General features: G+C 67.4%; 23 protein-coding genes and 1 tRNA gene. 10 read left to right on the forward strand and 14 right to left on the reverse strand.

Annotated elements, in window-relative coordinates; all coding sequences use genetic code 11:
* Nucleotides 1–72 precede the first annotated feature (72 nt).
* Nucleotides 73–1,167 (reverse strand): alpha/beta hydrolase, encoded by a 1,095-nt coding sequence (locus KF783_RS09210; protein ID WP_294078458.1) that lies wholly within the window; start codon nucleotides 1,165–1,167, stop codon nucleotides 73–75.
* Between the two features lie 129 nt (nucleotides 1,168–1,296).
* Between KF783_RS09210 and KF783_RS09215 the strand changes: the two genes are divergently transcribed.
* Complete coding sequence (locus KF783_RS09215) at nucleotides 1,297–2,193, forward strand: LysR family transcriptional regulator (protein ID WP_294078460.1); 897 nt, start codon at nucleotides 1,297–1,299, stop codon at nucleotides 2,191–2,193.
* Nucleotides 2,194–2,339: 146 nt separating this feature from the next.
* Here KF783_RS09215 and KF783_RS09220 read toward each other — a convergent pair.
* Nucleotides 2,340–2,416 (reverse strand) — tRNA-Arg (locus KF783_RS09220).
* A 79-nt stretch (nucleotides 2,417–2,495) separates the two neighbouring features.
* Here KF783_RS09220 and KF783_RS09225 point away from each other — a divergent pair.
* Nucleotides 2,496–3,215 carry a queuosine precursor transporter gene (locus KF783_RS09225; RefSeq protein WP_294078462.1) on the forward strand — a complete coding sequence of 240 codons (720 nt, stop codon included), beginning with the start codon at nucleotides 2,496–2,498 and terminating at the stop codon, nucleotides 3,213–3,215.
* A 62-nt stretch (nucleotides 3,216–3,277) separates the two neighbouring features.
* Nucleotides 3,278–3,703: a hypothetical protein gene (locus tag KF783_RS09230; RefSeq protein WP_294078464.1), complete on the forward strand. Its 426-nt coding sequence runs from the start codon at nucleotides 3,278–3,280 to the stop codon at nucleotides 3,701–3,703.
* A gap of 63 nt (nucleotides 3,704–3,766) precedes the next feature.
* Here the strand turns inward: KF783_RS09230 and KF783_RS09235 are convergent, their stop codons facing one another.
* From KF783_RS09235 to purS, 3 genes are read right to left on the reverse strand one after another with little or no spacing between them, the layout of a single operon-like run.
* Nucleotides 3,767–4,465, reverse strand: a complete 699-nt coding sequence (locus KF783_RS09235) for a Crp/Fnr family transcriptional regulator (protein ID WP_294078465.1) — start codon at nucleotides 4,463–4,465, stop codon at nucleotides 3,767–3,769.
* Nucleotides 4,462–5,127, reverse strand: coding sequence for a phosphoribosylformylglycinamidine synthase subunit PurQ (gene purQ / locus KF783_RS09240; RefSeq protein WP_294078468.1), 666 nt, complete (start codon nucleotides 5,125–5,127; stop codon nucleotides 4,462–4,464). The genes KF783_RS09235 and purQ overlap by 4 nt, the downstream gene beginning before the upstream one ends.
* On the reverse strand, nucleotides 5,124–5,354 hold the full coding sequence (gene purS, locus KF783_RS09245; RefSeq protein WP_294078470.1) for a phosphoribosylformylglycinamidine synthase subunit PurS: 231 nt from the start codon (nucleotides 5,352–5,354) through the stop codon (nucleotides 5,124–5,126). Before purS ends, purQ begins: the two co-directional genes overlap by 4 nt.
* A 145-nt stretch (nucleotides 5,355–5,499) precedes the next feature.
* Between purS and KF783_RS09250 the strand changes: the two genes are divergently transcribed.
* Nucleotides 5,500–5,649 carry a hypothetical protein gene (locus KF783_RS09250; RefSeq protein ID WP_294078472.1) on the forward strand — a complete coding sequence of 50 codons (150 nt, stop codon included), beginning with the start codon at nucleotides 5,500–5,502 and terminating at the stop codon, nucleotides 5,647–5,649.
* Nucleotides 5,650–5,706: 57 nt separating this feature from the next.
* Here the strand turns inward: KF783_RS09250 and purC are convergent, their stop codons facing one another.
* The 4 genes from purC to KF783_RS09270 all read right to left on the reverse strand — a co-directional run bounded on the left by purC (nucleotide 5,707) and on the right by KF783_RS09270 (nucleotide 9,846).
* Complete coding sequence (gene purC, locus KF783_RS09255; protein WP_294078474.1) at nucleotides 5,707–6,486, reverse strand: phosphoribosylaminoimidazolesuccinocarboxamide synthase; 780 nt, start codon at nucleotides 6,484–6,486, stop codon at nucleotides 5,707–5,709.
* A gap of 98 nt (nucleotides 6,487–6,584) precedes the next feature.
* On the reverse strand, nucleotides 6,585–7,448 hold the full coding sequence (locus KF783_RS09260; RefSeq protein ID WP_294078476.1) for a DUF4349 domain-containing protein: 864 nt from the start codon (nucleotides 7,446–7,448) through the stop codon (nucleotides 6,585–6,587).
* Between the two features lie 80 nt (nucleotides 7,449–7,528).
* A complete protein-coding gene (locus KF783_RS09265) occupies nucleotides 7,529–8,422 on the reverse strand; it encodes a hypothetical protein (RefSeq protein WP_294078477.1) in 894 nt (297 codons plus the stop codon).
* 92 nt (nucleotides 8,423–8,514) lie between these two features.
* Entirely contained in the window at nucleotides 8,515–9,846 is a 1,332-nt protein-coding gene (locus tag KF783_RS09270; RefSeq protein WP_294078479.1) for a tetratricopeptide repeat protein, read from the reverse strand.
* Here KF783_RS09270 and parC point away from each other — a divergent pair.
* Together parC and KF783_RS09280 are read left to right on the forward strand one after the other, a co-directional pair.
* Nucleotides 9,830–12,088 carry a DNA topoisomerase IV subunit A gene (gene parC, locus KF783_RS09275; RefSeq protein WP_294078481.1) on the forward strand — a complete coding sequence of 753 codons (2,259 nt, stop codon included), beginning with the start codon at nucleotides 9,830–9,832 and terminating at the stop codon, nucleotides 12,086–12,088. The genes KF783_RS09270 and parC overlap by 17 nt on opposite strands.
* Nucleotides 12,089–12,260: 172 nt before the next feature.
* The gene (locus tag KF783_RS09280) at nucleotides 12,261–13,880 is read left to right on the forward strand and encodes a bifunctional diguanylate cyclase/phosphodiesterase (protein ID WP_294078674.1); all 1,620 of its coding nucleotides are present in this window, start codon (nucleotides 12,261–12,263) and stop codon (nucleotides 13,878–13,880) included.
* Here KF783_RS09280 and KF783_RS09285 read toward each other — a convergent pair.
* From KF783_RS09285 to KF783_RS09300, 4 genes are read right to left on the reverse strand one after another with little or no spacing between them, the layout of a single operon-like run.
* Nucleotides 13,838–15,040: a CCA tRNA nucleotidyltransferase gene (locus KF783_RS09285; protein ID WP_294078483.1), complete on the reverse strand. Its 1,203-nt coding sequence runs from the start codon at nucleotides 15,038–15,040 to the stop codon at nucleotides 13,838–13,840. The genes KF783_RS09280 and KF783_RS09285 overlap by 43 nt on opposite strands.
* Complete coding sequence (locus KF783_RS09290; protein ID WP_294078484.1) at nucleotides 15,028–15,630, reverse strand: CoA pyrophosphatase; 603 nt, start codon at nucleotides 15,628–15,630, stop codon at nucleotides 15,028–15,030. The genes KF783_RS09285 and KF783_RS09290 overlap by 13 nt, the downstream gene beginning before the upstream one ends.
* Nucleotides 15,627–16,190 (reverse strand): DUF1285 domain-containing protein, encoded by a 564-nt coding sequence (locus tag KF783_RS09295; RefSeq protein WP_294078486.1) that lies wholly within the window; start codon nucleotides 16,188–16,190, stop codon nucleotides 15,627–15,629. Before KF783_RS09295 ends, KF783_RS09290 begins: the two co-directional genes overlap by 4 nt.
* Before the next feature lie 10 nt (nucleotides 16,191–16,200).
* Nucleotides 16,201–16,731 (reverse strand): N-acetyltransferase, encoded by a 531-nt coding sequence (locus tag KF783_RS09300; RefSeq protein ID WP_294078676.1) that lies wholly within the window; start codon nucleotides 16,729–16,731, stop codon nucleotides 16,201–16,203.
* Nucleotides 16,732–16,829: 98 nt separating this feature from the next.
* On the opposite strand from KF783_RS09300, the gene KF783_RS09305 reads away from it, so the two are divergent.
* Entirely contained in the window at nucleotides 16,830–17,462 is a 633-nt protein-coding gene (locus tag KF783_RS09305; protein ID WP_294078487.1) for a glutathione S-transferase N-terminal domain-containing protein, read from the forward strand.
* Between the two features lie 64 nt (nucleotides 17,463–17,526).
* Nucleotides 17,527–17,898 carry a dihydroneopterin aldolase gene (locus tag KF783_RS09310; protein WP_294078488.1) on the forward strand — a complete coding sequence of 124 codons (372 nt, stop codon included), beginning with the start codon at nucleotides 17,527–17,529 and terminating at the stop codon, nucleotides 17,896–17,898.
* A 67-nt stretch (nucleotides 17,899–17,965) separates the two neighbouring features.
* On the opposite strand, the gene KF783_RS09315 is transcribed toward KF783_RS09310, so the two are convergent.
* Complete coding sequence (locus KF783_RS09315; RefSeq protein WP_294078489.1) at nucleotides 17,966–18,757, reverse strand: hypothetical protein; 792 nt, start codon at nucleotides 18,755–18,757, stop codon at nucleotides 17,966–17,968.
* 274 nt (nucleotides 18,758–19,031) lie between these two features.
* Here KF783_RS09315 and KF783_RS09320 point away from each other — a divergent pair, with 274 nt between their 5' ends.
* Complete coding sequence (locus KF783_RS09320; protein WP_294078490.1) at nucleotides 19,032–19,706, forward strand: TonB family protein; 675 nt, start codon at nucleotides 19,032–19,034, stop codon at nucleotides 19,704–19,706.
* 70 nt (nucleotides 19,707–19,776) lie between these two features.
* On the forward strand, nucleotides 19,777–20,571 hold the full coding sequence (locus KF783_RS09325; protein WP_294078492.1) for a MotA/TolQ/ExbB proton channel family protein: 795 nt from the start codon (nucleotides 19,777–19,779) through the stop codon (nucleotides 20,569–20,571).
* Nucleotides 20,572–20,593: the final 22 nt, after the last annotated feature.

Raw genomic sequence — 20,593 nt, forward strand, 5'->3', positions numbered from 1 at the left:
CCGCGCACAACATCCGCCCAGTGAAGGTTCCGCGACGCCGCATTCGGCGCGGCGTCGCAGTTCAGGGCCGCATTAGGCGTTCTCAATCACCCGCGCATTTTCGGAGGCAGGCATCGCGCCTTCCACCCGCATATGTTCGTCGAACCATGCAATCAGCCGCTCGGGGTGCTGTCCGAAGTGATTATAGGCGTAGAAGCGCTGGTTTGACGTATCGATCCACAGCAATTCCTTCTTCTCAGCCGCAAGCGAGTCGAAGATCTCCTGCCCGTCCTTCTCGCCATGGATCAGGAAGTCGCGGCGAAGCTGGGCCATCAGCGTCGGCACCTTTACACCGTAACCGTAATCCTGAGGGCGGAAGTCGAACAGGCTGAACCCGGTCGTCTCGCGACACCTCTCGTCCAGCCGCTCGGCGGCCTTCGCCGGATCGAGGCCAAGGTTTTCCGCGCCGCGCTCGATAAAGGTCTGGCCGGAGACGACGTTGAGGATCGCGAGCGCCTCGATGTGCTCGAACTCCTCAGGCCACTTCGCCATCGCGATGATCGTCGAATTGCCGCCCATGCAGCGGCTGAACAAGCTCGTCCGCATCTTGCCCATGACCGGATGGTTTTTGGCATGACGAACCGAACCGACCACGTCGCGGCATTCGAGCAGGCCGAGGCCGCTGATGCCGCCATTGCCCTCGCCGCTGCGCCCGCAGTTGCGCAGGTCATAGGTCAGGATGTTATAGCCGGCGTCGTGCAGCGCCTTCAGCTCGGGCAGGAAGTTGACCTCGAACCCGCCGAAATACGCCTTGTATTCGGGTAAGTGGCCGGGAAAGCCGTATTTGTTGCACGTCATCGGGTGATTGATGATGAGCAGGCGGTCCGATCCTTCCGTCGGGATGAACCACCCCTCCAGCGGCACGCCGTCCATCGACGGGAACCATGTTTCCTCGAACTCCATGCCATAGTCGCTCGGCTTGCGCATGACCGGCGTGCGCAGGCCGGTCTTGAACAGACCCGCATATTGCTCGGTCAGCGGGTCAAGCTTGTCTGCCACCTTGCCAACCACGCCCTTCACTGCCTCGATCGCGCTGTCGATCAGCCCGCCATCGTCGGCGCCAAGCGCCGCTTTATAATCGACATCGTTGGCACCGACATCGACCGTTGTCGCGTTCGCATCGTCCATCATACTTCTCCTCGTGGCTGCGGGCGCGCCTGAACCATGCCCGCCGATTATCGCGACAACAGATGTAGCGCAGACCCGATCCTGCGATTAGGGCATCAATTACGAATGAACCTATCGACTGGATGATAAATGCGCCGCGATGAAATGGCCGATCTGACAGCGTTCGTCGTCGTCGCCGAGGAACGCAGCTTCACCCGCGCAGCGACCCGCTTGGGCATTGCCCAATCTTCGCTCAGCCAAATCGTGCGGCGTCTCGAAGCAAGTCTTGGATTGCGGTTGCTGGCGAGAACGACGCGGAGCGTTGCGCCGACGGAGGCGGGCGAACGACTGATCGCCACGCTGGTCCCGATGCTTCGGGACATGGACGCGGCGATCGCGTCGCTCGGTGAGCTGCGCGACCGGCCATCGGGTACGATTCGCATCACTGCGGTGGAGCATGCGGCGAAGACGATCCTCGTCCCAGCGATGGCGCTGTTGCTACCCGACAATCCCGATATCCGCGTGGAGATCACGATCGACTACGGCTTGGCGGACGTCGTAGCCGACCGGTTCGACGCCGGTGTGCGGCTTGGCGGAGAGATCGCCCGGGATATGATTGCGGTGAGGATCGGTCCGGACATCCCGATGGCGATCGTCGGTGCTCCGGCGTATTTCGAGCGCAATCCGATGCCGACGTCGCCATCGGACCTGGCTGAGCATCGCGCGATCAACCTGCGGCTCCCGACCTCAGGCACGCTTAACAGCTGGCGGCTCAGGCGCGGCGATCGCGAAACGCGTGTGCGGGTCGATGGGCCGCTGGTCCTCAATTCCATCGATCTCATCCTGGACGCAGCACTCGCCGGGCATGGTCTCGCCTACCTTCCGCTCGACCAATTGGACAAGCACTTGGAAAATGGAGCGCTACAGCGCGCACTAGCGCGTTTCACGCCAGACCTGCCGGGCTATCACCTCTACTATCCCAACCGGCGGTTCGCCTCATCCGCTTTCCGGCTGCTGATTGAAACGATCCGCTATCGCGAGAAATGAGGCGAGCCCGCGGCTGGCGGCTGCCTTTTCACAAGGTTCGCCAACTCAACCCCGTTTGTCAGATTTCGGCCCGGGTAGACCCAGGTTCTCATCTTCGTCGTGTCGGGCTGGGCCAATAATGGCGGATTTCCGGGGTTTCCATTGAATGGCGCGCCCGGCAGGATTCGAACCTGCGGCCCCAAGCTTAGAAGGCTCGTGCTCTATCCAACTGAGCTACGGGCGCGCGCCGCTATGGGCGTTAGCGCGGATTGCGCGGACGGGGAACCGCGATCATAACCGATGCGGCAACAGGGGGATTTGCGATGGCCGACGGCGAACCGGTCCGGATGAACGCGCCGGAAATCGCACGTGAGCGATTCCGCTATTACGATTTCGTGATGGCGGCGTTCTGCGTGGTGCTGGTCCTGTCCAACGTCGTCGGCGCGGCAAAGGTGGCGACGCTGGGCGGGATGACGTTCGGTGCGGGCATCCTGTTCTTTCCGATCTCCTATGTCATCGGGGACGTGCTGACCGAGGTTTATGGCTATGCACGGGCGCGCCGGGTGATCTGGGCGGGATTCGGGGCCTCGGTCTTCGCGGCGGTGATGTGCTGGGTGATCGTGGTGATGCCGCCCGCGCCCGGCTGGAGCGGGCAGGACGTGTATGAGGCCGCCTTTGGCCAGGTGTGGCGGATCGTCGGCGCGTCGGTGATCGCCTTTTGGGCGGGCGAGTTCGTCAATTCCTATGTGCTCGCGCGGATGAAGATCTGGACCGGCGGGCGGCTGTTGTGGACGCGGACGATTGGCTCCACGATTTTCGGCCAGGGGATCGACAGCCTGATCTTTTACCCGCTCGCCTTTTGGGGGGTGTGGACGCCGGGCCAGGTGCTGACGGTGATGGTGACGAACTGGTGGCTGAAAGTGTTCTGGGAGGCGGCGCTGACCCCGCTCACTTATGTCGTCGTCGGGTTCCTGAAACGGCGGGAGGGCATCGACGTGTTCGACGCCGGCACCGATTTCACGCCCTTTCGCACCCGGGTTTGACGAAACGCAAAGCTGCGCGCGCATAGCCGGCGCATCGTCGCTCCACATTCAGGAGACCGATGATGAACATGGCCGTCACGCATGACAGCTTTCAGAATGCCGCAGCGGTGCGCGCGCCGGCGATGCCGCGACGGCGCAACCGGGGCGACCATGTGTTCGACCTCCACCCCGCGCTGCACATCGGCATGTTCGGCGGTTTCTTCGCCTATCTTGGCATCATGTGGGCCGCGTTCGGCGAAAAGGGGCTGGCGATCCCGTTCGTCATCTTTGCGGTGTTCCTTGCCGCCGCCTTCGTGGTGCCGGGCTGGTGGGCGCGTGTCGCCCCGGGCGAGGGGCGCAAGCCCAGCTGGAGCGAGTTCATGGCGGAGGGGATTCAGAGTGGTTCCGGCCATCTCAAGGCCGGCGGCGCGATCGTTCAGGTGATGATCATGCCGGCGATGCTGGTGCTCTGGGGCCTCATCGTCGCGGCGATCCGCCTCGCGGTCTGAACTTCGACCAACCCTCACCTGGTGGGTGGCGCGGTCAGGCGTCGCCCACTTTTTGTGCGTGCGTCAGCCTGCCGTCGCCTCCAGCGCCCCACGATCCAGGATCGCGATTCCGTGGCTGCCGCGCCGCGCGATCATGCCGGCGCTCTCCAGCGCGGTCAGCATCCGGCTCACCGTCTCGATCGTCAGTCCCAGCAACTGCGCGATCTCGCCCCGGGTCAGCGGCAGGTCGAACGCCGCCGCATCGTGACAGGGGGCGGGGCTGGCCGCGCGCGAAAAGGCGAGGATCAGCGCCGCGACCCGGCTTCGGGCCTGACGCTTCGAAATCAGGTCGATCAGGCCGCGGCTCTCGTCCAGCTCGCGCCCCACTTCGGTCAGCAGGCGTCGGGCGAGCGCGGGCCGCGCGTCGGCCATCGCCGCGAAATCGGCGCGCGGAAAGACACAGGCCTCGCTGTCGGTCAGCGCGGTGACGTGCAGCGTCGCGGTGGGTGCGAACAGCTGACCCAGCATGCCGGCGGGATGAACCAGCGCGACGATCCGTTCGGTGCCGTCGCGATCGATGGTCGACATCTTCGCCGCGCCGCGGGTCAGCGTGGCGCAGAGCGTGGCGGCGTCGCCGGCCGCCACGATCGTCTCCCCGCGCGCATAGCGACGGTGATGCCCCATCCGTGCCAGTTCGTCGCGATCCCCCTCCGCCAGTGCCGAACAGACCGCGCGGTCGGCGACCGGGCAGCTGTCGCAGACGATCGGCGCGGCGTTGCTCACGCGACCGCTTCGACCAGCCCCTCGAACAGCCGGCGTCCGTCGTCGCCGCCATGCGCGGGTTCGATCCTGCGTTCGGGATGCGGCATCATGCCCAGCACATTGCCTGCCGCATTCACCACGCCGGCAATACCCCGCGCGCTGCCATTCACGTTGCCGGCGTAGCGGAAGGCGACCTGGCCCTCGCCCTCGATCCGGTCGAGCGTGTCGGCATCGGCGAAATAATTGCCGTCATGATGCGCGACGGGGATCGTCAGCGTCTCGCCGGCCGCATAGCCGCGGGTGAAGATCGATCGATCGCTTTCGACGGTCAGCGCGACGTCGCGGCACACGAAATCCAGGCCGTCGTTGCGCATCAGCGCGCCGGGCAGCAGGCCGGTCTCGGTCAGGATCTGAAAGCCGTTGCAGATGCCGATCACCGGGGTGCCGCGCGCCGCCGCGTCGATCACCGCGCGCACCACCGGCGATCGCGCCGCGATCGCGCCACAGCGCAGATAGTCGCCATAGGAAAACCCGCCGGGCAGCGCGATCAGGCCCAGCCCGTCGGGCAGGGTGGATTCGCCGTGCCACACCATCTGCGGGCGCACGCCGGTCACGCGCTCGATCGCCACCGCCAGATCGCGGTCGCAGTTCGAACCGGGAAAGACGATGACCGCCGCCTTCATGCGCGTTCGATCCGGTAATTTTCGATCACCGTATTGGCCAGCAGCTTCTGGCACATCGCGTCGATATCGGCATCGCTCGTGCCGTCGGCGACGTCCAGTTCGATCAGCTTGCCGACCCGCGCCTGTTCAACGCCGGAAAAGCCGAGCGCACCGAGCGCGTGTTCGATCGCCTTGCCCTGCGGGTCCAGCACGCCGTTCTTCAGGGTGACGACGATGCGCAGCTTCATGCCAATTTCCTCCGGGAACGTGCCGCGCCCTATGGGCCGCGCGCGTCATGATCGCAAGGCTTCATCACCCGTTTACCGGCGGGTGCGAGGCTCGGCTCCGCCGAGTCGCGCCACACGCAGGCGCCGGTTTGTGGAGTAATGTGCGATGGCCTTTCTGGCGATCACCCTGTTCATCGTGCTGGTCGGATTCGGCCAGGACTATTTCGGCTGGGCCGACCCGGGCCACACGATCCAGATCGCGCTGATCTGTTCGTTCATCTTCGGGATCATCGCCGGGATGAAGGCGCGGGGATGAAAGCCGCTCGCCGCGCCCGTTGTTCAGGGGCGGGCGGCGAAACCGCGTCGCTCGCCGCTACTTTCCCCGCCGCTTGCGGTGGCTCTCCAGGTCGAGCACCGCCGAATCCGCGCCCTCCGGCAGCAGGCCCAGTCGCCGCGCGACTTCCTGATACGCCTCGACCTCGCCGCCCAGATCGCGGCGGAACCGGTCCTTGTCCAGCTTCTCCCCGCTCGCCATGTCCCACAGGCGGCATCCGTCCGGGCTGATCTCGTCCGCCAGGATGATCCGGCTGTAATCATTGTCCCAGATCCGCCCGAATTCCAGCTTGAAGTCGACCAGGCGGATGCCGATCCCCGCGAACAGGCCCGACATGAAATCGTTCACCCGGATCGCCATGTCGGCCATGTCGTGCAGTTCGTCCTGGCTGGCCCAGCCAAAGCACAGGATATGTTCGTCGGTGACCATCGGGTCGCCCAGCGCATCGTCCTTGAAATAATATTCGATGATCGTGCGCGGCAACTGGGTGCCTTCCTCCAGCCCCAGCTTCTTGGCCAGCGATCCGGCGACGACGTTCCGGACCACCACCTCGATCGGGACGATCTCGACCTGGCGGATCAACTGCTCGCGCATGTTCAGGCGGCGGATGAAATGGGTCGGGATGCCGATCCCGGCGAGCAGCGTGAACAGATGCTCGCTGATGCGGTTGTTCAGCACGCCCTTGCCGCTGATCGTCCCCTTTTTCTGGGCGTTGAACGCGGTCGCGTCATCCTTGAAATACTGGATCAGCGTACCCGGCTCTGGACCCTCATAGAGGATCTTGGCCTTGCCCTCATAGATCTGGCGGCGGCGTGCCATGCGCGTGCGGTCCTTTGGAAACAGCATGCCCCGGCGGCGCGGGTGCGATGCCGGGGCGAGAGCGGCGAGCCTATACCCAAAGCCGGCCCGCCGTGCAATCAGTCGCTGGGCGCGACGGGGCGCGCCATGCGCCGCCGCCGCCAGCGCAGCCCCAGCCAGACCAGCGGCCCGAACAGCAACGCCCAGGGCGCCAGCACGATCAGGATCGTCAGCAGGCTGCGCAGCCCGATCAGGAACAGGCTGCCGGACTGGGCCAGCGTATCCTGTAACTGGGCGCCGAACCCGCCGCTGTCCGCCGCCTGCGCGCCATAGCTGATCTCGACGGTCGACAGCGCGACGCGCCCGTTGAGTTCCGCCAGCCAGCCCTTTGCCTGGTCGAGTTCCTCCTGCGCCTCCGCGACGGCGCGTTCGGCGGCGACCAGATCGCCGACGCTGCCCTGGCGGGTGCGCAGCACCTCGGTCAGCCGCGTGACCAGCAACTCGCGCTGGCGGATCCGGGCAGAGGCATCGACGATCTGCTTTGACACGTCCTCCGCCTCGATCGCGGTTTCGGTGGTGCGTCCCCCGGCCGATGCCGCCGCCGCGTTCAGCCGGGTGATGAAGGCGCGCGCAACGCCGCTCTCGACACGCAGCTTCAGCGTGCCGCTCGCATAATCTGCCTCGCCGCCCGAACTCTGCATGCCCGCGACCTGACAGCGCGTCGGACCCAGTCGATCGCACAGGGCGACATGCGCCTGCTGCAATTTGGGGATCGCATCGCCCGCCACGCGATAGCCGAGCCGGTAGATATAGGCGATGCGCGGCACGCTGACCGCGACGGGCGCGGCGCCATCGCCCTTGGCCGGTGCCGCCTCCGCTACGTCCGCCGCCGCCTCTGCGACGGGTGCGGACGTTTCTGCGGCGCCGCACCCGGCCAGCATCAGCGTGAGCGCAAGTGACAGTGCCGCCACCCTGCCGGTCATGATGTCTCTCCCGTTGCGATCCGTTCGGGATAACCCATCACATCGGGGGGCATTGGGCAATGCCGTTTTTCGGTCGAACCCTAACGCTCGTCCTCGTCGCGGTTGAACCAGCGTTTGATGATGTTGCGATCGTCGCCCTGTTCGTCCTCGTCGCGATAGGGCTTGACTTCGCCACCGGCTTCCGCCCGGGCCGCGCCGCCGGTTCCGTGAACGATCAGGCGCAGCACGATCACCGCCACCAGCATGAGCAACAGCCACGGGCCGACACCCGCCAGCACCTGGACCAGCGCGGCGGTCGAGTTGACCAGCTTGTTGCCGGCATCCTTGAACGTCGCATCGGTCGATCCGTTCAGGCCGGGGGCAGGGGTGCCGCCGGTATAGGTGATCAGCACAGGCGCGGTGGCAAAGCTCTCGCCCTGGCCCGCCTCGCTCTCGCCGATCACGTCGAGCGCGGTCTGGATGCGCTGCGCCCGCGCGCGCTGCGTCGGATCATTGGACATCGATTGCGCGTTCGACAGCTGTTCGCGCAGCCGCGTGACCAGCGCGTTGGATCGCGCCGCCGCCGTCGAATCGGCGCCGGCGATTTCGGTTTCGACCAGCGCGCCGCCGGCGCCGGTCACCACCTTGGTCGCCGCTTCGCCGAAATTGCGCGCCACCGCCGGGTCGATGCGAAAGGTGAGGGTGGCGCTGATCCGGTTCGCGTCATCGACGCGATAGCGCATCGACAGGATCTTGCACCGCGCCGGACCCAGCCGGTCGCACCCCTGCGCATGCGATTCGACCACGGCCTTCACGTTGCTGCCCGGCAGCTTGTAGGCATAGCGATAGTCGAACGCGCCGCCGGCGGCGGACAGGGCGGCGACCGCCTCGCCGCTCATCCCGTCGGGCGTCTTGGCCTTCGACGCTCCCGTGTCGCATCCGCCGAGCAATGCCAGCCCGATCAGACCGGCGATGACGCCCCCCGCGATTCGCATGCCATTTCCCCCCTGCGTTTCGACGCTACGATAGGCGAAACGGTTAACGCCCGGAAGGGTGGGCGTTGCGCGCTGTTCCGAAACGGGAAGTCTCAGCGCGCGCCGCCGAGCGCCCACGCCGCGCGCACCTCGCCGACGAACACGTTCCGCCAGGTGCCGAGTTCACGAACCGCGCCGGCCCCGAAATCGGGATAGGTGGCGAGGCGCGCGCGGGCATCCAGCGCCGCGCGACGAAACAAGCTGCGCGATTCGGCGAGCTTCACCCGACCGTCCAGCAGCACCGCGGCAAGCGACCAGTCGGCGTTCAGGCGCAGCGGGTGGCCGGGAAGCAGCGCGCGCGCATAGAGATCGCGTGCCTCGCGATAGAGCGGCTCGGCATCGGCATAGCGCGCTTGCAGGCGCAGGACGTTGGCCAGGTTGAGTACCGCGTTGGCGACCGTCGCAGCGCCCCCGGATCCGGCCGCGCGGCGAAGGTCGAGCGCGCGACGATGCAGCGCCTCCGCTTCCGCCAGTCGATCCAGCTTGACCAGGGCGTTCGCCACCGCGCCCATCGCCACGGCGATATCCATGTGACCCGCCGGCAGGTTCGCTTCCCGCAGCGTCAGCGCGCGTTGCAGGACCGGCAGCGCTTCGGCCGCGCGGTCGAGCGCGATCAGCGACGCGCCGACATTCGTCAGCAGCAGCGCGATATAGGGATGGGCGGGCGGCAACGCCTTTTCATAGATCGCGAGCGCGCGAACCAGCAGCGGATGCGCCTCTGCTTCGCGGCCCTGCGCCGACAGGTTGATCGCCAGATTGGTCAGGTCCGCCGCGACGTCGGGATGATCCGGTCCCTTTGCGGCGATGCTGCGGTCGAGAAGCTCGCGGCGGAGGCGCTCGCCCTCCCGATAGCGCGCCTTCGCGTCAAGCAGGCGGAGCATGTCGCCGCGGACATTGTCCTGCGCGGCGGCTCCGGCGGCGACATAGATGTTCAGCGCGATCCGATATTCGGCGAGTGCCGCCGCATCGGGCGCGAGGACGCTGCCGAACAGTCGATGGGCCAGCGCGCGGTCGGCATGGGCTTCCGGCAGTGCGGCATCGGCGGCCGCCGCCGCCCGGCGCGCGAAGCCCTCGGCCGCCCGGCGACCGCCGATCCGCTGGGCCAGGGTCGCGCCCGTCACCAGCAGGTCGAGGCACGCGTCACCGGCCACCTGACGCGTCGCGCGGGCGGTTTCGCAGCGCCGGATTTCGGTTTCCAGCCGCATCAGCGCCTCGCGATTGCCGCCAAGTTGCGCAAGCGTGCGTACCTCCGGGGGCAATCGCCACCGGTCGGCCGCCGTCGCGGAAAGCGGCGCCCCGACGGCGCAGGCGGCGAACAGCAGCGCGCGGGGCTTGCCCCGGCCGGTCACGCCTCTAACAAGCGTTCCGATGAGTGATATCCGCACCGACGACTCTCCCGATCCGTTCGACGCCATCGTGGACGCCCCCTTCGATTCCGCATTGAGCGAGCGCTATCTCGTATATGCGATGTCGACGATCACCGCACGCTCGCTTCCGGACGTGCGCGATGGTCTGAAGCCGGTGCATCGCCGCCTGCTGTGGGCGATGCGCGGGCTGCGGCTCAATCCGAACGAAGCGTACAAGAAATGCGCGCGCGTCGTCGGCGACGTGATCGGCAAATATCATCCGCATGGCGATCAGTCGGTCTATGATGCGATGGTGCGCCTCGCGCAGACCTTCGCGCTGCGCTACCCGCTGGTCGATGGCCAGGGGAATTTCGGCAACATCGACGGCGATAACGCCGCCGCCTATCGCTATACCGAGGCGCGGCTGACCCAGGTCGCGATCGACCTGATGGACGGCCTCGACGAAAATGCCGTCGATTTCCGCCCGACCTATAATGGCGAGGATGAGGAGCCGGAGCTGTTTCCCGGCCTGTTCCCCAACCTGCTCGCCAATGGCGCCAGCGGGATCGCGGTCGGCATGGCGACCAGCATCCCCCCGCACAATGCGGCCGAGATCATCGATGCCGCGATCCTGCTGATCGACCAGCCAAAGGTCGATGACGCGCAGATACTGGAGTTGGTGAAGGGACCCGATTTCCCCACCGGCGGGATCGTGATCGACAGCCCCGCCGCGATCGCCGAAGCCTATGCCACCGGGCGTGGCGGGTTTCGCGTGCGCGCCAAATGGGGGATTGAGGACCAGGGGCGCGGCACCTGGCAGATCGTCGTCACCGAAATCCCCTATGGGGTGCAAAAGGGGAAGCTGATCGAGCAGGTCGCGGCGCTGATCAACGACAGGAAGCTGCCGATCCTGGCCGATATCCGCGACGAATCGGATGCCGAAATCCGCATCGTCCTGGAACCGCGATCGCGCACCGTCGATCCCGAAACGCTGATCGAGAGCCTGTTCCGCCTCTCCGATCTCGAAACCCGGGTGCCGCTCAATCTCAACGTTCTCGACCACAGCCGCACGCCCCGGGTGATGAGCCTGCGCGAGGCGATATCGGCCTGGGTCGATCATCAGTTCATCGTGTTGCGCCGCCGGTCCGAACATCGGCTCGCCAAGATCGCCGACCGGATCGAACTGCTCGACGGCTATCTGATCGCCTATCTGAACCTCGACCGGGTGATCCAGATCATCCGGACCGAGGACGAGCCCAAGCCGGTGATGATGGCCGAATTCGGCCTGACCGACCGGCAGGCCGAGGCGATTTTGAACATGCGGCTGCGTGCGCTGCGCCGGCTTGAGGAAATGGAGATCCGCAAGGAGCGCGACGGGCTGGAAAAGGAACGGGCGGAGCTGGAGGCGCTGCTGTCCAGCGATGCGCGCCAGCGGACGCGGATGAAGCGCGACCTGGGCCGGATCCGCGATCGCTACGGCCCCGACACCGATCTGGGCGCGCGGCGGACGCTGGTCGCCGAGGCGGCGCCGGCGCGCGAGATTCCGCTCGAAGCGATGATCGAGCGCGAACCGATCACCGTCATCCTGTCGCAACGCGGCTGGATCCGCGCGATGAAGGGCCATGCCGATCTGGCGAGTGCGGACACCGCCAAGTTCAAGGAGGGCGATGGCCCCTTCCTCGCCTTCCACGCCCAGACCACCGACAAGCTGCTGCTGGCTGCGGAGAATGGGCGCTTCTACACGCTTGCCGCCGACAAGCTGCCCGGCGGGCGCGGCTTTGGCGAGCCGGTGCGGCTGATGATCGATCTCGATGGCGGGACCCATATCGTCGGCCTGCTGCCCGCCGGGGCGGCGGGGAGGCTGCTGGTCGCGGCAAGCGACGGGCGCGGCTTCCTGGTCAAGACCGGGGACGTGATCGCGGAAACCCGCAAGGGCAAGCAGGTCGTGACCCCCCGGGCCGGCGCCACGCTGCGGCTGGTCAAGCCGGTCGGGGCGGAGGACGATTATGTCGCGGCGATCGGCGACAACCGCAAGATGCTGGTCTTTCCGATCGGCGAACTTGCCGAACTGTCGCGGGGCCAGGGCGTGCAGCTGCAACGCTATCGCGACGGTGGCCTGTCGGATGCGGTCACGTTCCGCTTTGCCGACGGCCTCAGCTGGCAAATGGGCGGCGATCAGGGGCGCACGCGCACCGAATCGGATCTCAGCGCCTGGCGCGCGGCGCGCGGGGCGGCGGGGCGCATGCCGCCGGTCGGCTTTCCGCGTGACAACCGCTTCTGATCGCAGCGATTTCGGTGCGGGTCTTTAGCTGCCCTTAACCAACGGGCTGCTAGCGGCCATAAAGATGCTGTTGTCCCGTCGCAGGAAGGACAAATCCCCTCAAGCGCCGACCCCGCCGGGCCGGGCGGATGCGCGCACGCTGGGGCCGGGGACCATCGCCCAGATTCTCAACATGCTACCGGTGGCAGCGGCAGTGATCGAGCATCGCGACGGCCGGTTCGCGTTCGAGGCGGTGAACCGTCAGTTTCGCGTCGCCGGGCTGGGCGCCGTGGCCGACGATTCGATGCTGATCCGACAGCTGGGGGCGCAGATTGCCCGGTTCCTGGCGTCCGACGCGACCGAACTCGATCTGGACTGGGATCTTGGAGAGGCGGTCGACAGCCGCCATTTCCAGGTCAGGTTCGCCCGCCGCGCTGTCAACCGCAACACCGGCCAATGCCTCGTCACGCTGGTCGATCACACGTCCGAACTTCGCACCCAGCGCAGCCTGCGCCGCGAGATGCTGACCGACAGCCTGACCGGTCTTCCCAACCGTCCGGGTTTTTCCGAGCAGCTGGAGGGCGATGTCGAGCGTGAGGGGATGGGCCGTTATGCCGTGCTGGTCATCAACCTCGATCGCTTCAGCCGCATCAACGCCTGTATGGGCGGGCTTGCCGGCGACGAACTGCTGATCTCGGTCGCCCGCCGCATCAAGGGCGCGCTGCGCGCCCATGACGTGCTGGCCCGGGTCGGCGGCGACGAATTCGCGATCCAGATGGAGCTGGACGACGGGCCGGGCGATGCCCTGCATGTCGCAAAGCGCATCCAGAACGCGCTGACGACCCCGTTCCGCCTGTCCGACTTCGAAATTCGCGTGGATTGCTCGATCGGCATTTCGATTGGCGATCCCGTTCTGACCGACGTCGAGGAACTGATCCGTCACGCCCAGTTCGCGATGAAGCGCGCAAAGAAGAGCGGGCGCACCGAAATCTACCAGACCAGCGCCTTCGACATCGCGCGCCAGCAGTTCAGCATCGAGACCGAACTGCGCCGCGCGATCGACAATGGTGCGCTCTCGCTCAATTTCCAGCCGATCTGCGATCTGGCCACCGGTCGCATCGTCTCGTTCGAGGCGCTGGCGCGCTGGACCACCGAATGCGGCGAGAATCTCTCGCCCGTCGATTTCATCCCGGTTGCCGAGGAATCCGGCCTGATCGTCCCGCTCGGCCGCTGGGCGATGTACGAGGCGGCACGCACCGTCGCGCAATGGGACGCGGCGAACGGCGGCGATTGCGGCGTCACCGTCGCGGTGAACCTGTCCGCGATCCAGTTGCAGCGTGACCAGATCGCGCCGCTGGTCGAAAGCGCGCTCGCCGCGCACAATGTGGAGGGGCGGCGCTTTACCCTCGAACTCACCGAAAGCGCGCTGATCAGCGATCCCGACCATATCGCCCGGACGATGCACGCGTTGAAGTCGCTCGGCACGACGCTGGCGATGGACGATTTCGGCACCGGCTATTCCAACCTCGCCTATCTTCAGAAGCTGCCGATCGACGTGCTCAAGATCGATCGCAGCTTTGTTTCGGGCATGCTTGCCGATCGCGACAAGGTGGCGATCGTGCGTGCGATCCTCAGCCTGGCGCAGGCGCTGGGCATGCGCACGACGGCGGAGGGGATCGAAACCAACGAGCTGGCGCAGACGCTTGCCGCGCTGGGATGCAGCTATGGCCAGGGCTATCTGTATTCGCCGCCGCTTCCCGCCGATCGCGCCTATGCGCTGCTCCCCGGCGCGAGCAGTTCGGCGACCACCTGATCGGCAATCGCGCCGGCGCGCGCAGCGTCGGGGAAGCCTTCCGCGACCCATTGATCCTCGACCCGGCGCAGCGCGCGCGCGACGTCCGGCCCCTTGCGCAGCCCGCGGTCGATCAGCGCGCCGCCGGTCAGCGGCAATCGGGGCGGCGTCCATCCGGCGATCGCCGCCGCGCGGTGCGGCTCGCCCGCAAGCAGCAGCCGGTCGATCGCCCGCTCCGTTCCGATGCGATAGGCAAGGGGGCGAGGGCCGGCGTCCAGATCATCGCCGATCGCGCTCGCCAGCGCCTGTTTTTCGGCGTTGGACAATTTGAGGCGATTGCCGGCCGCCGCATTCACCTCCGCATCGCGCGGCAACAACGCCGCAAGCCGCCGGATCGCGTCGGGGACGATTCCCGCCAGTGCCTCGGCCCCCGCCAGATCGACCAGCCGCGCGACGCCGCCGGCGTCGATTTCGGGCAGCACCGGCTTCAGGATGGCGTGCTCGACCATCAGCCCGGCGACGCGGACCGCGTCGCGCGCCACCAGCAGCTTCAGCAGTTCGTCGCGAATCCGCTCCCGCGACAATGCCATCAGGTCGTTCGCGCGCGCGGTGCATGCCGCGATCGCCGCAGCATCGGGCGTGTCGCCGAACCGCGCGAGGAAGCGGAAGAAGCGCAGGATGCGCAGATGATCCTCGGCGATCCGCTGCAACGGATCGCCGATGAAGCGGATGTGCCGCCGCTCCAGATCGGCCAGCCCACCGAAATAGTCGAACACATGGCCGCTCATCGGATCGGCGTAGAGCGCGTTGATCGTGAAATCGCGCCGGGCCGCGTCGGCCTGCCAGTCGGCGGTATAGGCCACGGTCGCGTGCCGCCCGTCGGTCGCGACGTCGCGGCGCAGCGTGGTCACCTCCACCACCGTGCCGCTGCTGATCGCGGTGATCGTGCCATGGGCGATACCGGTCGGCACCGCCCTGATCCCCGCGCGCTCCAGCAGTTCGACCACGCGCTCGGGCGGGTGCGGCGTGGCGAGGTCGATATCGGTCACCGCCAGGCCCAACAGCGTGTCGCGCACCGCGCCGCCGACGAACCGCGCCATGCCCGGCCCCAGCGCGGCGGTCAGGCGATCGAGGCCGGGGCGCTCCCGCCACGGCGCATCCGGCAACGTCACGCCGTCCATCGCAGCCGCCGCGACAGGTTGACCAGCATCGCCGCCGTCGCCCCCCAGATGCGGTGCTCGTTCCACCGGATCTCGTAATAATGGCGCGTGCGGCCCTGCCATTGCGCGGCGACCGCGATCTGGTTGGCGGGATCGAGCAGAAAGGCGAGCGGCGCTTCGAACACCGCCGCGACTTCGCCGGGCTCGGGCGTGAAATCAAGCCCGGGCGGGATCACGGCCAGCACCGGCTCGACCTCGAACCCGGTGACGGTGCGATAGCGGTCGGCCGATCCGATCACCCGCGCCGCCGCCGGGGACAGGCCGATCTCCTCCTGCGCCTCGCGCAGCGCGGCGGCGGTCGCGTCGGCGTCGCCGGGGTCGATTCGCCCGCCGGGAAAGGCGATCTGGCCGGCGTGACGGCGCAGCGTATCGGTCCGGCGCGTCAGGATGACCCCCGGATCGCGCCGGTCGGTGACCGCGACCAGCACCGCCGCCGGCATCGGCGGGCCGCCGGCGACGATACCGGACTCGACGACGTCGCCCATCAGCAGTTCGGGCGTGTCGCGATGTCCGGCGCTCAGTGCCGTGGTCAGCCGTTCGGCCAGCGTCATTGCGGGGCGATCGGAAAGAACGCGCCCCCGCTCCAGATCCCGGGCGGATCGGAGCCGTTGTCGAGCGCCAGCGCGGCGAGGTCGTAATAGAGCGCGCGCGCGATCAGCGCCTCCAGCCCGTCGCGGACGTGCAGATAGGGGTGGGGGCCGTCCCCGCGCTCCTCGAACCGGATCGCATGATGCGGACCCGCCGGCACCAGATCGCCGGTATTGAGCCGAAAGGCGATATCGGCATCCACGCCTTCTCCCTCCACCTTCATCTCCACCGCGACGAACGGGGCGTCCTCGACATCGATGTCGAGCTTTTCGACCGGGGTCACCAGCACGTGCCGGCCGTCATCCTCGCGTCGCAGGATCGTCGAAAACAGGCGCACCATCGCCGCGCGGCCGATCGGTGACCCCTGATGAAACCAGGTGCCATCGCGCGCGATGCGCATGTCGCTGTGTCCGCAATGCGCGGGATTCCAGCTGGCGACCGGCGGCAGGCGACGTTCGCCGGCGAGCCGTGCGACATCGGCGAGCGACAGGCTGGACAGGTCGGGCGGCGGCGGCATCGGCATCGCCACCCGCCTAGGCGCTTTTGCCCGCTCCGGCAAAGTGGGCGATGCGCGGGCCGACGATCCCCGGCCGGTCCGGCGCGCCGGCGCGTGCCAGCAGGCGACGGGGTTCGAACGGACCCGGAAGCCGCCATGCGCCGGTCGCGGCATCGTCATAGCCGAACTGGTCGTAATATTCCGGATCGCCGATCAGCATCAGCGCGTCGTCGCCCGCGATCCCGCCCGCCATGGCGACGCGGATCGCCCGCCACATCAGCGCGCGGCCGATGCCGATATTCTGTCGCGCGGGCGACACCGCGACCGGCCCGACCATCACCATCGGCGTCTGTCCGCCATCGTCGCCATGCAGCGCGACCGGCCAGCACTGGATGCTGCCGACCAGCGCGCCCTGTTCCCGCGCGGCGAAGCTCAGTTCGGGGATGGCGTCCATCCCCTCGCGCACGCGATAGGCGGTGCGCCCGTGCCGGTCGGTACCGAACGCCGCGTCGAGCAGCGCCTCGACCGCATCGGCCGCGACCTCGGCAATCGGCACCAGATCGAACACCGCATGCATCTCCCGTCCGGACCCGGGCTGGACGCCGGGGGCGGGGGCCTTTAGCGGTCAACGTCCCTGACGCAAAGCTGAATCGGGAGTCGGTCGGCGTGAAGCTCTATGATGCGCCCTGGGCGCCCAGCCCGCGCCGTGTGCGCATCTTCCTCGCCGAAAAGGGGATCGATATCCCGCGAGAGGTGATCGACCTGCGCAGCGGGGAGCAACTGGGCGACGCCTATCTGCGCATCAATCCACGCGGCGCGGTGCCGGCATTGCTGCTCGACGGAGGCGAGGTGCTCTGCGAATCGGCCGCGATCTGCCGCTATTTCGAGGCGCTGCACCCCGATCCGGCGCTGTTCGGATCGACCCCGCTGGAGATCGGCCGGATCGAAAGCTGGACCCGCCGGATCGAAGGGGATGGCTATGCCGCCTGCGTCTATGTGCTCCGTAACACGGCGCCCGCCTTTCGCGACCGCGCGATTCCCGATGCCGGCCTCACCATCGCCCAGATCCCTGAACTGGCCGCACGCGGCGCGATCATGTGGGAGTCTTTCGTCGAGGCGCTCGACGCGCGGCTGGCGGATCGTCCCTGGATCGCCGGTGAGCGTTACAGCTTCGCCGACATCACCGCGCTGGTCACCATCGACTTCGCCCGCGCGGCGAAGCTGGCGGCGGCGGAGCATCTGGTGAACCTTCACCGCTGGCATCGCGACGCATCCGCCCGGGCCAGCGCCGACGCCTGAAGGCTTTTCGCGACCGCGCGTTCTGCTATGGGCGCGCGATCCATTTCCGCCAGGGCAGGTTCCGTTGCACGATCTCCTCAAGCTACAGGTTCGCGATTTCGAGGTGCAGGTGCTGACCGGCGTCTATTCGGAAGAGACGCACCTGCCCCAGCCGCTGCGCATTTCGATCACGGTGGACATGATCCCGCCCGAACGGTTCGCGCCGGATACGCCGCTCAGCGCGTCGAAAAGCTATCTCGACCTCAAGCACGCGGCCAGCGGCGCGCTGCCCCAGGGGGTGCATTTCACCCTGATCGAAGGCGTGGCCGATCATATCGCCGACACGCTGTTCATCACCGACGCGCGAATCACCCGGGTGGAGGTCGAGATCGTCAAGCTCGCCATTGCCGAGGCGGATGAGCGGATCGGCATCACGCTGGTGCGACACCGGCGTTAAGGGCGCGGGGCTGGCCGCCCGCCCGCTCCGCCCCCGACCGGCATGGGCGCGGTCACCGCCCCGTCATCTATCGGCGGCAGGGACCGAGCTGGTCGAGCACGAACTGATAATCCTCGCGCGCGGTCGCGGCGTTGGCCGGGTCTTCGGCCGCCAGGCTCGCCGCCGGCAGCGCGCGCGGCAGGCCACAGGCCAGCCGATACCATAGCAGCGTGTCGCGCGGCGGCGGGCCGGCGGCATCATCGACGATCTCGCCCAGCGCGACCGCCCATCGGCGCTGCTCACCGGGCCGGCGCAGGATCGACAGCGAAATCGGCGCGCCGGTTGCGGTCTGAACGAAAATCTGGGTCTCTCCCTCGCCCGGCAGCGTTCCCGGGACGTGGAACGCGTTGCCCAGCCCGGTGATCGCGGGGGGCGCATCGGGGGCGACGACTTCGCGGGTGATCCGGCGCACCATCGCGTCCAGTTCCGCGCTCCAGTCGCGCTGGGCGTCCAGGCCCGTCAGCTGAAGCATGCCCGCGCGGCCGGGGACCGGGCGCGCGAAGACCAAAACGCGACGTTTGTTCAATTTCGGGACTCGCCCACGCGGGTCGAGCGGCACATCGACCACATATCCGACCCGCGTCGCGAGCGCGTCGGGCGCGCGAATCAGCGCCAGAACATCGGCCTCCACATAGAATCGCACCCGGCCGGGCGCGACGTTCGCGGCCTCCGCGCCGGTGATTCGCACCGCGCTGCGGATGCGGGCATCGACGATCGCCGATGAGTCCAACACCAGATCGGCGACCGTGCCATAGGCGGGGAGCACGACACCGGTTTCTGCGACGATCTGCGCCGACGCTGGCGCTGAAAAATGGGGCAAAGCCGCGGCAAATGCGGCAAAAATGAGGGGGGCGCGGGAACTGGGCATGGGGCTCAGCGTATTCGAATTGACCTGAACGATATAGAAATATTTCTGCCATGCGTCGTCTGTACGTTTGTGTCGTCCGACAAAGCGTTTGCGTCATGCAATGCGCCGCGATAGGAATCCCGCCTCTGCTGGTCGGTCGCCTGCGCCCGCCCGGTCGAGCCACGCCGAAGACATAATCCCCAGGTGCCGGGTAACGGCGCGGCGAATGAAGGAGTTTAGTTGCTGAATGGCCTACGCAGATCGTGATGTAGCAGGCAGCCGCGTCGTGGCGATCATCGTGGTGGCGATCATCCTCGCCATCACGGGTTACGCCTTCGTGACCGGCCTTGCTTATCAATATATCAAGAAGGCGCAGGAAGAGATGTCGACCTTCGACATCCAGGAACCGCCGCCGCCGCCCGAAGAAGTCCCGCCGCCGCCGCCGCCGCCCGACACCCCGGTGCCGCCGCCGCCGACGACGGTCGTCGTGCAGAAGCCGATCGTCCAGGTGCCTTCGCCGCCTGTCCAGATCGACATGAGCACGCGGATTCCGCCGAGCCAGCCGCCGACGCCGCCCGCGCCGCCGGCCCCGCCCGCGCCGCCGCCGCCGCCGGCTCCGCCGAAGGTCGCCAAGCCGCTGACCCCGCGCGGTTCGCCGGGCAGCTGGGTGACCGACGACGATTATCCGCCCGCGGCGCTGCGTTCGGGCGATCAGGGAACGCTCAGCTTCCGGCTCGAGGTCGGCCCCGACGGCCGCGTGACCGATTGTCGCGTGACCTCGTCCTCGGGTTCCTCGCTGCTCGACTCGACGGCCTGCCGTCTGCTCCAGCGGCGCGCCCGGTTCAATCCGGCCGAAGACGCGAACGGCAACAAGATCGCCGCGCCCTTCTCCAGCCGGTTCACCTGGCGGATTCCGCAATAACTTCAGGCGCCGGTCTCGGCCCATCCGGCCCGGCAACAATATGACGACTTAGACAGAGGAAAGACCGAACATGTTCACCACCCTCCTTGCCGTTGGCGCCGCGGCTGCTCCGGCCGGCGAAAACCCCTACGGCCTCATTCCCGCGCTGAAAGAAGGCGGCCTGATCTCGCAGACCGTGTTCGGCCTGCTGGTCATCATGCTGTTCTTCTCGCTCTACATCCTGTTCACCAAGCTGTTCGAGCAGCAGAAGATCATCAACCAGGGCAAGCGCGTCCGCTCGTCCTTCTGGAACGCGAACAGCCTGCGCGAAGGCGCGGCGAAGCTCGAGAAGAACTCGGCCTATCGCCAGATCGTCGATGACGGCATCGAGGCGCAGGAGCAGTATGGCAAGCTGAAGGATCCGGTCGAGGCTCATGACTGGCTGCACGGTTCGCTCGCCCGTTCGGAAGCGTCGATCAACTCGCAGCTCAACGGCGGCCTCGCGTTCCTCGCGACCACCGGTGCGACGGCGCCGTTCATCGGTCTGTTCGGTACGGTGGTCGGCATCTACCGCGCGCTGATCAAGATTGGCGCGGCGGGCCAGGCGTCGATCGACGCGGTCGCCGGTCCGGTCGGTGAAGCGCTCATCATGACCGCGCTCGGCCTCGTCGTCGCGGTTCCCGCGGTGCTCGCCTACAACTTCCTGCAACGCCGCAACAAGGCGATCGCGGAGCATCTCAGCGCCTTCTCGACCGACGTGCTGGGCTTCCTCGCTTCGGACGGCCGCGTCCGTCCTGAAGTGAAGGGCAAGAAGGCCCCGGCCAAGCCCCCGGTCACCGGCACCACCACCGCCGGTCAGGCCGGTGGCGTGCAGACCAAGGCTTGAGGACGACGGCCGGGCGGCGCAC

It is taken from the genome of Sphingomonas sp., assembly GCF_019635455.1.
GTDB lineage: Bacteria > Pseudomonadota > Alphaproteobacteria > Sphingomonadales > Sphingomonadaceae > Sphingomonas.

What these genes read in the sequence shown, in the direction of transcription:
- KF783_RS09285 (WP_294078483.1), bottom strand. Translation starts at nt 15,040, where the DNA reads ATGGACGGCGTGACGTTGCCGGATGCGCCGTGGCGGGAGCGCCCCGGC.
- purC (WP_294078474.1), bottom strand. Translation starts at nt 6,486, where the DNA reads ATGGCACGCCGCCGCCAGATCTATGAGGGCAAGGCCAAGATCCTCTAT.
- KF783_RS09265 (WP_294078477.1), bottom strand. Translation starts at nt 8,422, where the DNA reads ATGCGAATCGCGGGGGGCGTCATCGCCGGTCTGATCGGGCTGGCATTG.
- KF783_RS09280 (WP_294078674.1), top strand. Translation starts at nt 12,261, where the DNA reads ATGCTACCGGTGGCAGCGGCAGTGATCGAGCATCGCGACGGCCGGTTC.
- purS (WP_294078470.1), bottom strand. Translation starts at nt 5,354, where the DNA reads ATGAAGCTGCGCATCGTCGTCACCCTGAAGAACGGCGTGCTGGACCCG.
- KF783_RS09215 (WP_294078460.1), top strand. Translation starts at nt 1,297, where the DNA reads ATGCGCCGCGATGAAATGGCCGATCTGACAGCGTTCGTCGTCGTCGCC.
- purQ (WP_294078468.1), bottom strand. Translation starts at nt 5,127, where the DNA reads ATGAAGGCGGCGGTCATCGTCTTTCCCGGTTCGAACTGCGACCGCGAT.
- KF783_RS09225 (WP_294078462.1), top strand. Translation starts at nt 2,496, where the DNA reads ATGGCCGACGGCGAACCGGTCCGGATGAACGCGCCGGAAATCGCACGT.
- KF783_RS09260 (WP_294078476.1), bottom strand. Translation starts at nt 7,448, where the DNA reads ATGACCGGCAGGGTGGCGGCACTGTCACTTGCGCTCACGCTGATGCTG.
- KF783_RS09325 (WP_294078492.1), top strand. Translation starts at nt 19,777, where the DNA reads ATGTTCACCACCCTCCTTGCCGTTGGCGCCGCGGCTGCTCCGGCCGGC.
- KF783_RS09230 (WP_294078464.1), top strand. Translation starts at nt 3,278, where the DNA reads ATGAACATGGCCGTCACGCATGACAGCTTTCAGAATGCCGCAGCGGTG.
- parC (WP_294078481.1), top strand. Translation starts at nt 9,830, where the DNA reads ATGAGTGATATCCGCACCGACGACTCTCCCGATCCGTTCGACGCCATC.
- KF783_RS09250 (WP_294078472.1), top strand. Translation starts at nt 5,500, where the DNA reads ATGGCCTTTCTGGCGATCACCCTGTTCATCGTGCTGGTCGGATTCGGC.
- KF783_RS09210 (WP_294078458.1), bottom strand. Translation starts at nt 1,167, where the DNA reads ATGGACGATGCGAACGCGACAACGGTCGATGTCGGTGCCAACGATGTC.
- KF783_RS09295 (WP_294078486.1), bottom strand. Translation starts at nt 16,190, where the DNA reads ATGCCGATGCCGCCGCCGCCCGACCTGTCCAGCCTGTCGCTCGCCGAT.
- KF783_RS09320 (WP_294078490.1), top strand. Translation starts at nt 19,032, where the DNA reads ATGGCCTACGCAGATCGTGATGTAGCAGGCAGCCGCGTCGTGGCGATC.
- KF783_RS09290 (WP_294078484.1), bottom strand. Translation starts at nt 15,630, where the DNA reads ATGACGCTGGCCGAACGGCTGACCACGGCACTGAGCGCCGGACATCGC.